General features: G+C 61.6%; 9 protein-coding genes. 5 read left to right on the top strand and 4 right to left on the bottom strand.

Going from position 1 to position 9,633, the window contains the following annotated elements; translation table 11 throughout:
- On the bottom strand, positions 1-661 hold a 661-nt coding region (locus tag B7L72_RS13635), incomplete at its 3' end, for a helix-turn-helix domain-containing protein (RefSeq protein WP_176212890.1).
- Between the two features lie 113 nt (positions 662-774).
- Here B7L72_RS13635 and trmL point away from each other — a divergent pair.
- Positions 775-1,254 (top strand): tRNA (uridine(34)/cytosine(34)/5-carboxymethylaminomethyluridine(34)-2'-O)-methyltransferase TrmL, encoded by a 480-nt coding sequence (gene trmL, locus B7L72_RS13640; RefSeq protein ID WP_081138505.1) that lies wholly within the window; start codon positions 775-777, stop codon positions 1,252-1,254.
- 3 nt (positions 1,255-1,257) lie between these two features.
- Entirely contained in the window at positions 1,258-3,309 is a 2,052-nt protein-coding gene (gene rep / locus B7L72_RS13645) for a DNA helicase Rep (RefSeq protein ID WP_081194999.1), read from the top strand.
- Positions 3,310-3,409: 100 nt separating this feature from the next.
- Here rep and B7L72_RS13650 read toward each other — a convergent pair whose 3' ends face one another.
- Positions 3,410-4,222: a c-type cytochrome gene (locus tag B7L72_RS13650; RefSeq protein WP_081195001.1), complete on the bottom strand. Its 813-nt coding sequence runs from the start codon at positions 4,220-4,222 to the stop codon at positions 3,410-3,412.
- A 210-nt stretch (positions 4,223-4,432) separates the two neighbouring features.
- Positions 4,433-5,362: a GNAT family N-acetyltransferase gene (locus B7L72_RS13655; RefSeq protein WP_081195003.1), complete on the bottom strand. Its 930-nt coding sequence runs from the start codon at positions 5,360-5,362 to the stop codon at positions 4,433-4,435.
- Positions 5,363-5,418: 56 nt separating this feature from the next.
- On the opposite strand from B7L72_RS13655, the gene B7L72_RS13660 reads away from it, so the two are divergent.
- The 3 genes from B7L72_RS13660 (at position 5,419) to B7L72_RS13670 (ending at position 8,228) form a co-directional block, all read left to right on the top strand.
- Entirely contained in the window at positions 5,419-6,090 is a 672-nt protein-coding gene (locus tag B7L72_RS13660) for a response regulator transcription factor (RefSeq protein ID WP_081138499.1), read from the top strand.
- Positions 6,090-7,493, top strand: a complete 1,404-nt coding sequence (locus B7L72_RS13665) for an ATP-binding protein (protein WP_081138497.1) — start codon at positions 6,090-6,092, stop codon at positions 7,491-7,493. The genes B7L72_RS13660 and B7L72_RS13665 overlap by 1 nt, the downstream gene beginning before the upstream one ends.
- Positions 7,494-7,610: 117 nt before the next feature.
- Positions 7,611-8,228, top strand: coding sequence for a CBS domain-containing protein (locus B7L72_RS13670; protein WP_081138495.1), 618 nt, complete (start codon positions 7,611-7,613; stop codon positions 8,226-8,228).
- A 96-nt stretch (positions 8,229-8,324) separates the two neighbouring features.
- On the opposite strand, the gene nhaD is transcribed toward B7L72_RS13670, so the two are convergent.
- Positions 8,325-9,633, bottom strand: a 1,309-nt coding sequence (gene nhaD / locus B7L72_RS13675; protein ID WP_081195005.1) for a sodium:proton antiporter NhaD, incomplete at its 5' end; no start/stop codon positions are given.

The following is a 9,633-nucleotide window of genomic DNA, read 5'->3' on the forward strand; positions in this document are numbered from 1 at the left end:
TGTCGCAGACCACCTCGACCACGTTGTTGGGGTCGCCGCCATGAGCCGCCAGGAAGGCGCTGAATGCCTCGATGGCCTCCTTGCCATGGCCTGGGACGGCGAAGATCACGGACTCCTGCTTGCGCTGCATATCAAGGAACACCGTCACGTACCGCTGGCCACGCCGGGAGGCGGTTTCATCAACGCCGACAGTGGCCACACTGGACAGGTCCAGCTCCCCCAGCATGCGGCCTACGTAGTAGTGCACGATGCGCCACAGTCGCTTGTCGGTGATCTCCAACTGCCGAGAGACCGCCAGCACGGGCATCTCTTTGGCCAGCGACATGGCCGCTTGCTCGAACAGCAGGGTGAAGTCGCTGCCCGGGCGCGCCCAGGGCACCTCGATGCGTTTCACACCATGCTCGGGGCACTTGGTGCGAGGCACGCGGGCGTGCAGGTAGCAGTGGTGCTGGAAAAAGTTCAGATGCCGCCAGGTCTTGTCGGCGAAGTCGTGAGCCGGGCAGGCCTTGCCGCAGTCAGGACAGGGGTAGAGGCTGCCCCGCTCGGCCTCGACGTAGAGGTCCAACCGGTGGGGCGATACGGAGGTATCCAGGTGCTGGTCCTTGAGAATCCAGGGCGCTTGCAGGCCCAGGCCGAGGGCCAGAATCTGGGTGCCATCCATGCCATACCTCCTATCGTCGTAGAGGTCATATCCTGGCCCAGCTCAGGGGGCGAATTCCACACCCAACGACGAAGAGCCCTTTTAAACTAGTCGCCAACTGCCGGGAAGCACCCATGCTTGATGTCGTACTGTTCGAACCCGAGATCCCGCCCAATACTGGCAACCTGATCCGGCTATGTGCCAATACCGGCTTTCGCCTGCATCTGATCGAACCGCTGGGCTTCGTGCTTGATGATAAGCGCCTGCGCCGCGCCGGACTCGACTACCACGAGTGGGCGGCACTGCGCGTTCATCGAGACTGGCCAAGCTTTGTCGAAGCCGTGGCACCAGTGCGGATCTTCGCCGTATCAACCCGCGGGCGTATCGGCTACCACCAGCCGGCCTATGCGCCGGGCGATGCATTGGTGTTCGGCCCTGAGACCCGTGGCTTGCCTCAGGCGCTGCTTGATGACCTGCCCGAGACATGGCGGTTGCGTATCCCCATGCTTCCCGGAAGCCGCAGTCTCAACTTGTCCAATGCCTGTGCGGTGGTCGTCTTCGAAGCCTGGCGCCAGCTCGACTTTGCCGGTGCTAGCGAACTCGCCAAGGAGTAAGCGATGTCGATTCAGCAGCGCTTGGCCAAGCTGAACCCACGCCAGCAGGAAGCAGTACGCTATATTGATGGCCCCTGCCTGGTGCTGGCCGGGGCTGGCTCCGGCAAGACCAGTGTCATTACCACCAAGATCGCCTATCTGGTCAAAGAGTGCGGCATGAGCGCGCGCAAAATCGCTGCTGTCACCTTTACCAACAAGGCCGCCCGAGAGATGAAAGAGCGGGTGGGCCAGATGCTGAAGGGCAAGGAGGGCCACGGGCTGACGGTCTCGACCTTCCATAACCTGGGGCTCAACATCATTCGCGGCGAGCTGAAGACGCTGGGCTACAAGCCGGGGTTTTCGCTGTTCGACCCGGAAGACGCCAAGGCGCTGCTGCGGGACTTGATGAACAAGGACGCTCAGGTGGATGCCGAGCAGATCAACGCCGTTCAGGCCAAGATTTCCCAGTGGAAGAACGACCTGGTGCTGCCCGGGGATGCGCTTTCGTTCGCTGCCGATGACGACGAGCATTTCGCGGCACGGGTGTACGAAGCCTACGTTCGCCACCTGAAAGCCTACAACGCGGTGGATTTCGACGACCTGATTCTGCTGCCCGTGGTGCTCTTGCAGCGTGACCCGGAAGCACTGGCCCGCTGGCGGCGCAAAATCCACTACATGCTGGTGGATGAGTACCAGGACACCAACGTTTCCCAGTACCTGCTGGTGAAGCTGCTGATGGCCGAACGCGCCACCTTTACCGTGGTCGGCGACGACGACCAGTCGATTTACGCCTGGCGGGGCGCTCGGCCGGAAAACCTGGTCACCCTGGGGGAGGATTTCCCGCGCTTGAAGGTCATCAAGCTGGAGCAGAACTACCGCTCTACCGGCACGATACTGCGCGCCGCCAACACGCTGATTGCCAACAACCCCCACGTCTACGACAAAACCCTGTGGTCGGAGATGGGCGACGGCGCGCCGATTCGCGTGGTGGTGAACCGCCATGAGGAGGCGGAAGCCGAGCGAGTGGCCAGCGAGATGCTCACCCGGCGCATCAAGGAAAAAGCCGAGTGGCGCGATTTTGCGGTGCTTTACCGAGGCAACTTTCAGGCGCGGCTGCTGGAGCTGAAGCTGCAGCACTACCAGATTCCGTACAAGCTCTCCGGCGGCACGTCGTTTTTCTCGCGTAACGAGATCAAGGACGCCATGGCGTACCTGCGGCTTTTGATCAACCCCGCCGATGACAACGCCTTTTTGCGCATCGTCAACGTGCCCCGGCGTGAAATTGGCCCCGGCACGCTGGAAAAGCTCGCCAACTACGCCACCGAACGCTCCATTTCGCTGTTTTCCGCCTGCCACGAGCTGGGCCTGGAGCAAACGCTGCCCACCCGCGCCGTGGAGCGGCTGTCGCGTTTTACGCACTTCATCGATGGTGTACGCAAACGGATGGACCAGGGCGATGCCATTGCCGCGATACGCGACATGCTGCGGGATATGGATTACGAGGCATGGCTGTACCAGAACGCCAGCGCCCCGACCATTGCCGAGCGCCGCATGGCCAACGTATGGATCCTCATCGACCAGTTGGAAAAGTCGCTGAACCGCGACCCGGAAGAAAGTACCGCCAGCACCGAGACGGAAACCGACAGCGTCGAGGCCGCTATCTCGCGGCTGGTGTTGCGCGACATCCTGGAGCAGCAGGCCGAAGAGGATGACTCGGATCGCGTGCAGCTGCTCACCATGCACGCCTCCAAGGGGCTGGAGTTTCCCCACGTTTACCTGATGGGCTGGGAAGAGGATCTGCTGCCCCACCGTAACGCCATCGAGATGGGCACCGTGGAGGAGGAGCGCCGCTTGGCCTACGTGGGCATTACCCGCGCCCGGCGGACGCTGACGCTGACCCTGGCGCGCCAGCGCAAGGCGTATGGCGAACTGATGGACTGCCAGCCTAGCCGCTTTCTGGATGAGCTGCCCGCCGACGACCTGGAGTGGGAGGGCCGCGCCGACAAGGAAGACCCGGACAAGAAGCAGGCTCGGGGCAAGGATGCCATTGCGGGACTGCGTTCCTTGCTGGGCTGAGGGCGTTTGATAGGAAGGCGGGTTTTCAAGACAAAAAAATATCCACAGGGGGTAGGAAAAACCCGCCTGTGGATAGTTTGGAGCATCCGCTAACGAAGGATTACTCGGCTTCGGCGACCATGTAGTCGACGATGGCCATGATCTCTTCATCGGAAGCGCTGCTGCCACCGCGCGGCGGCATCACGCCCAGGCCGTTGAACACGCTGGCGTAGAGCTCATCCATTCCTTTGTCGATTCGCGCTGCCCAGGCATCCGCATCACCCAGCACCGGTGCACCGGCCACACCAGCGGCGTGACAAGCGACACAGCCTGCGCTGGAGTAAAGCGCGGCGCCATCCAGATCGCTACCACCATTGGCGGCTTCTTCTGTGCTGGCCACGGCTTCGTCTTCGCTGGTGGCTTCTTCAGCAGCAGCGACTTCCTCGCTGGCGCCCTCGTCTTCGGCAGCCGCTTCTTCACTGCCACCCAGCTCAGGCACGTCCATCACCGGTTCCAGCAGGTAGGCCGTGGCGGCTTCCATTTCGGCATCCGACAGGTTGGGGTTGCCGCCGCGGGCAGGCATCGCGCCAATGCCGTTGATCGAGTGCTCGAGCAGCGTGGCAAAGCCCTGCTCGGTACGCTCGGCCCAGGCGCTTTCATCACCACGTACCGGAGCACCGGCAGCGCCCGTCTCATGACACGCCATGCAGATACGGTTGTAAATGCCCGCGCCATCGATCTCGTCGCCACCACCGCTTGCCGCCGCCGGTGCCGATGCGGTACCACAGTCCTGGCCTTGGAGGCAGAGCTGGCCTACTGGTGCCAGGCGCTCAGCCATTGCGTCACGTGCGGCGTCGTCCAGAGCATAAGCACCCGATGTGCCTGCCATGACGCCGAGGGCCGCCAGCCCGCTCATGATCAGCTTAGATTTCACTCTCACCACCTCTTTGAGTTTTATATAAAACGTTGTGCTTAAGAATCGTGCTTGAAGCTCGAGCTCAGGAACCGTGCTCAGGAACCGGACGCTTGAAGATGTAGCACTGAACCCCTGCGCACCAGCGTCACTACGCACTCTGCCGCCGAAACGCCAAGACATGCCTCTTGGAGTTAGTATACCGAGAACACAAAGGGTAGGAAAATGCTACTAAGCGCGGCAATTCAACTCGGTGGCGGGCAAGACACACCAGCCCAGCAGTTGATGTTCACCCGCAGGCAGCATCCCCGCCTGCCGATAGGCTCGCTGCGCGGGCAGGTTGTCACGGTCTACCGTCAGCGCCAACTGGCTTGCGCCCGCCTGGGCCACCATGGCCTGCGCTTGCCGCACCAGTGCCTTGCCTTGCCCCTGGCCGCGCCAGCCAGGCACCAGCCCCATCAACTGAACGCTCCAGTGCTCGCGGCCTGGGCTGGCATCCAGCAGCAGCAGGCCCGCATGGCGGCCCTGCTCCCCCTGCAGGTAATACCAGTGTTCGGAAGCGCTCGATGCTTGGTGATAAAAGCCTTCCAGCAGAGCCTGCGCAGGCAATACATCGCGCAAGGCAGGGCAATCCAGCGAGCCCTCCCCCACCTGCTCGACCAGTGCCTGCTGCTGAGCGGGCGTCAGCTCATCAAACGGCCGTAGCGGTGGCAGCCCCCGCACGTGAGCAACCGGCCGACAGTGCCAAGCCAGGTGATCGAGGGTGGCCAACCGCTGCATGCCCAGGTTCAGCAATGATGCTTCCCAGCTCGCCATGGTCTTATCCAGGGCAACGTGACACAGCACAAGCTCTTGGGTCGCCACCCAGCGGTGCAGTTGACTTAGCAGGGGCTCGACAAATTGGTTATTCTGCTTGGGCAACCATAGCTGCGCGATGCGGTTTTCCTGGCACTCTACCCAGGCGGCAGCGCAGACTCGCCCTGCCTGGCAAGCCACCCACAGGCCCGACCAACCCTCGGGCCGTGTGCTGGCCTTGACCAGCGCCTGCTGTAGCGCAGCCTGCTGGGCAGGATGGTGGACGGCAGCCAACTGCAGCAGCGCCTCGCGCCGTTGCTGCGCCGGGCAGACCATGATCGACGTTGCCGGGTGGGTCGAGAACATGCCAGATAGCCTTGTCGCCAGCAGGCGCAACACAACAAGAGGAGTGGCCTGTCAGTATGCGAATTTTATTGGTGGAAGATGACCCTAGCCTGGCATCGGGCATTCGCATGGCGCTAAAGCCCGAGCATTACACGGTCGATCATCTGACCGATGGTGACACGGCCCTGGTCGCACTGCAAAACGAACCGTTCGATGCCGTGATTCTGGACCTGGGCCTGCCCACCATGGACGGCATCGAGCTGCTGCAAACCCTGCGCCGTCAGGGGCACCAGGTGCCCATTCTAGTGCTGACGGCCCGCGACGCCGTCGAGAGCCGCATTGCCGGGCTGGACGCGGGTGCCGACGACTATTTGACCAAGCCCTTCGAAGTGGATGAGCTGAAAGCGCGCCTGCGGGCCTTGCTACGCCGCAGCCAGGGCCAGCCCAACGGCCTGCTCTCCTGCCGGGGGATCAGCTTGAACCCTCAAACCCTCACCGTACACTACCAGCAGCAGACGATTCCCCTATCGCGTCGCGAGCTGGCGCTGCTGCAGGAGTTCATGAGCCACCCGGGGCGCGTCTTCACCCGTGATACGTTGGCCCGGCTGGTATACGGCTGGGAAGAGGACGTGGAAAGCAATGCCATCGAGGTCCATATCCATCACCTGCGGCGCAAGCTGTTTGCGGATGCCATCCGCACCGTGCGGGGCATTGGTTATGTGATGGAAAAAACGGGCAAGGAGAGCTGATGCGCTCCATTCGTCGCCGCACGCTAGGGCTCGTGCTGCTGGTATTCGGCGTGAGCATGTTCATCATCGGCTTCATCAGCTATCGCTTTGCGGCACAGGAAATCGAAGAGTTGCACGACCGCAGCCTAGCGCAAAACGCCCGTTTGCTGGAGGGCCTGCTACAAGCCCCCTTGCCCACTCAGGACCGCACGCTGCTACTGCAAAGCCTGGAGAACGCCTTACTGCAGCCCGGTGCCACAGAACCACCGGATCTGAGCGATGGCTATACCCACCAGCTAGCGTTTCAGCTGTGGGAAGGCAACCAGCTGCTGCTGCGTTCCGATAACGCCCCGACGACCCCGCTGGTAAGCCAGCCGGTCGGGTATTCGACCGCCATCCTGGGAGAGCAAACCTGGCGGGTCTACGTACTTTCGCTGGCAGATGCCAACAAACGGGTCATCGTCAGCGAACGCCAGGATGTGCGCGCGGCGCTGACCCGCGAAGTGGCGCTGCGCACGCTACTACCCGACCTGATTGGCCTGCCTCTGCTCACCCTGCTGCTGTGGTGGTCGATTGGCTGGGGGCTGGCGCCGCTGTCACGCATGGCGGAACAGATCCGCAGCCGCGATCCTAACAACCTCCAGCCGCTGTCATTGCAGCCCCTTCCTCAGGAGCTGGATACCATTGCTGGGGCACTCAACCGCTTACTGGCACGTTTACAGCAGATGCGTATTCGCGAAAAGCGCTTCATCGCCGATGCCACCCACGAGCTGCGTACGCCGCTGGCGATTCTCGACCTGCACGCTCAAAACGCGCTGGCCGCCGATAACCGCGAGGATCGTGAAGAGTCGCTGCACCATTTACGCAGCGGCGTGGCCCGTTCGACGCGGCTGGTGGCCCAACTATTGACCCTGGCAAGGCTGGACCCCGAAGAGGAGCCGCTGCCCGAGATCCGCCATGCCAACGTGCGCCAAGAGACCCAGGAGACCCTGGCGAAACTCCTGCCGCTGGCCACGGAGCGCCGCCAGCAGCTGCATATGGTGGTTGAGGAGCAGCAGAGCTGGCTCATGGAAGAGGAGCCCGGGGCCATCGAGACCCTGGTACAGAACCTGGTGGGCAACGCCCTTCAACACTCGCCACCCGGTGGGGCTGTGACAGTGCACCTGAGCGCGTCCCATCACCATATCACGCTGATGGTCGATGACCAGGGCAAGGGGATTCCGCCCAGCGAACGCAGCCGGGTCGTGGAGCGCTTTCAGCGTGCAGGGCCCGGGGCGGGCGCTGGGCTGGGCTTGTCGATCGTCGAACGCATCGTGAAACGCCATGGAGGCACCCTGTTACTGGAGGATGCACCCAGCGGAGGCCTGCGGGTACGCGCCACGTTGGCGAGAGATGCGCTGACTCAGCGCCAGGCAAAAGAATGAGAAAAAATGTAACAGTTTCTGGCTGTTAAGATTTCGATAAGAATTCCGTGCAACTGTGAAGGTACAGAGCAGGCAATCAGTCAATGATCTGCTGCCCACCCCACGGAGGTACCCCCGATGAATTCACTGCTGAAATCTCATAAAGCCCTTATCCAATTTGGCACTACCCCGCTGCTGACTACCCCGGCCGCCAAGACGTTGACGCCCGATAGCCCAGCACTGTCGGTTCTAACCGATTTCACCAAGGTGGTGCCACAGTCTGTCGCTGGCGATACGCCCATCGATGAAGCCCACCTGAAGATGCGCCATGGCGGTGTTCGCCTGCTGTTCGTGATGGACAAGCAGAATCACTGCGTCGGCGTGCTGTCGGCCAAGGAAGTGATTGGCTCACGGCGCATCAATATTGCCATGCAGCAGCGTAATCTGGAACGTTCCGAAGTGACGGCTGCCATGATCATGACGCCTTGGGAAAAACTCAGCGCCATGCCGCTGGAGCAGCTGACAGCGCTCACCATCGAGGATCTGGTGCGTTCCATGGAAACGTTCGCCGAGCAACACCTGCTGATTACCGAGCAAACGGCCAACCACGAACTCAGCGTACGGGGAATCGTGTCGGCCACGGACATTCAAGCCGTCATGGGCAAACAGGCCAAAGGGAAAGCCGATGCCACGGTAGTACCCATGGCCCGCAGCTTCGCCGACATTTGCCAAGTGGTCACCGGTCACGATTTGTAAGTTTCAACCCGCTTACTGACCAAAACGCCCCTTATCTTCGATAAGGGGCGTTTTGTTTGCCTGCCCAGCGGCCAGCGCTGGGCAAACGGTGGGTTTTCAAAACATGCTGGCGTTGATCATCAGGTGCGCCGCAATACTGGCCACATAGCCCAGCAGGATGGCAGGCACCCAGCGCAGATGAACGGCAAAGGTGTATATGCCCCGTGCCTGGCCCATCAGCGCCACCCCAGCGGCCGACCCCATGGAAAGCAGGCTACCGCCCACCCCCGCCGTCAGGGTAATCAGCAGCCAGTTGCCTTCGCTCATGTCGGGCGCCATGGAGAGCACGGCAAACATCACGGGGATGTTGTCCACCACGGCGGAAATCAGGCCCAGCACCACGTTGGCCCAGACCGGGTTCCAGCCGCCGTACAGGGTTTCAGACAGCAGGCTGAGATAGCCCATGAAGCCCAGGCCACCGACACACATGACGACCCCGTAGAAGAACAGCAGCGTGTCCCACTCGGAGCGCGCAATCCGGCTGAAGATATCGAACGGCACCACGCTGCCCAGTTGCTCCAGCTTTTGCCAATCGCCACGGCGAGAGTAGCGCTCGCGCTTGCGCTCCAGCGAGCGAGGCAGGCTGCGACGCAGGTAGTAGCCAAAGAACTGCAGCAGGCCCAGGCCAAACATCATACCCATGGCAGGGGGGAGATACAGGATCGAATGGCACAGTACCGAAATGGCCACGGTCACCAGGAACAGCAAGATGATGCGCTTCGCGCCGCGCTTCATCCAGACGTTCTCGGTCAAGGCAGCGGGCTGACGGTTGACGAGGAAGAAGTTCATGATCAACGCGGGCACCATGAAGTTGACGATGGCGGGCACCAGCAACGCAAAGAAGCCTTCGAACGGCACTTGCCCGGCTTGCCATACCATCAGCGTGGTAATGTCGCCAAACGGGCTGAAGGCGCCCCCTGCGTTGGAAGCAACCACCACGTTGACACAGCACAGGCTGATGAACTTGTTGTCTCCCTCAGCCACCTTCAAGACGACGGCACACATCAACATGGCCGTGGTCATGTTGTTGGCAATCGCGGAGATGGCAAACGCAAGACAGCCGGTAATCCAGAACAGGCTTCGGTAGCTGAACCCCTTGCGCACCAGCCAGGCGCGCAGCGAATCGAAGATACGCCGCTCTTCCATGGCGTTGATGTAGGTCATCGCCACCAGCAGGAACAGCAGCAGCTCGGTGTACTCCAGCAGCGTATCCTTGAAGGCTTCTTCCGCTTCATGAGGCATGCCGGCCTGCACGTACACCCAAGCCACCATGGCCCAGATCAATCCCGCCGCCACCAACACCGGCTTGGACTTGCGCATGTGGATAATTTCTTCGCTCATGACCAGTGCATAAGCAAGAATGAAA

Origin of the sequence: Halomonas sp. BC1, assembly GCF_002078135.1 — a bacterium.
In the GTDB taxonomy this organism is placed as follows: Bacteria; Pseudomonadota; Gammaproteobacteria; order Pseudomonadales; family Halomonadaceae; genus Vreelandella; species Vreelandella stevensii.

What these genes read in the sequence shown, in the direction of transcription:
- trmL (WP_081138505.1), top strand. Translation starts at nt 775, where the DNA reads ATGCTTGATGTCGTACTGTTCGAACCCGAGATCCCGCCCAATACTGGC.
- B7L72_RS13655 (WP_081195003.1), bottom strand. Translation starts at nt 5,362, where the DNA reads ATGTTCTCGACCCACCCGGCAACGTCGATCATGGTCTGCCCGGCGCAG.
- rep (WP_081194999.1), top strand. Translation starts at nt 1,258, where the DNA reads ATGTCGATTCAGCAGCGCTTGGCCAAGCTGAACCCACGCCAGCAGGAA.
- B7L72_RS13670 (WP_081138495.1), top strand. Translation starts at nt 7,611, where the DNA reads ATGAATTCACTGCTGAAATCTCATAAAGCCCTTATCCAATTTGGCACT.
- B7L72_RS13660 (WP_081138499.1), top strand. Translation starts at nt 5,419, where the DNA reads ATGCGAATTTTATTGGTGGAAGATGACCCTAGCCTGGCATCGGGCATT.
- B7L72_RS13665 (WP_081138497.1), top strand. Translation starts at nt 6,090, where the DNA reads ATGCGCTCCATTCGTCGCCGCACGCTAGGGCTCGTGCTGCTGGTATTC.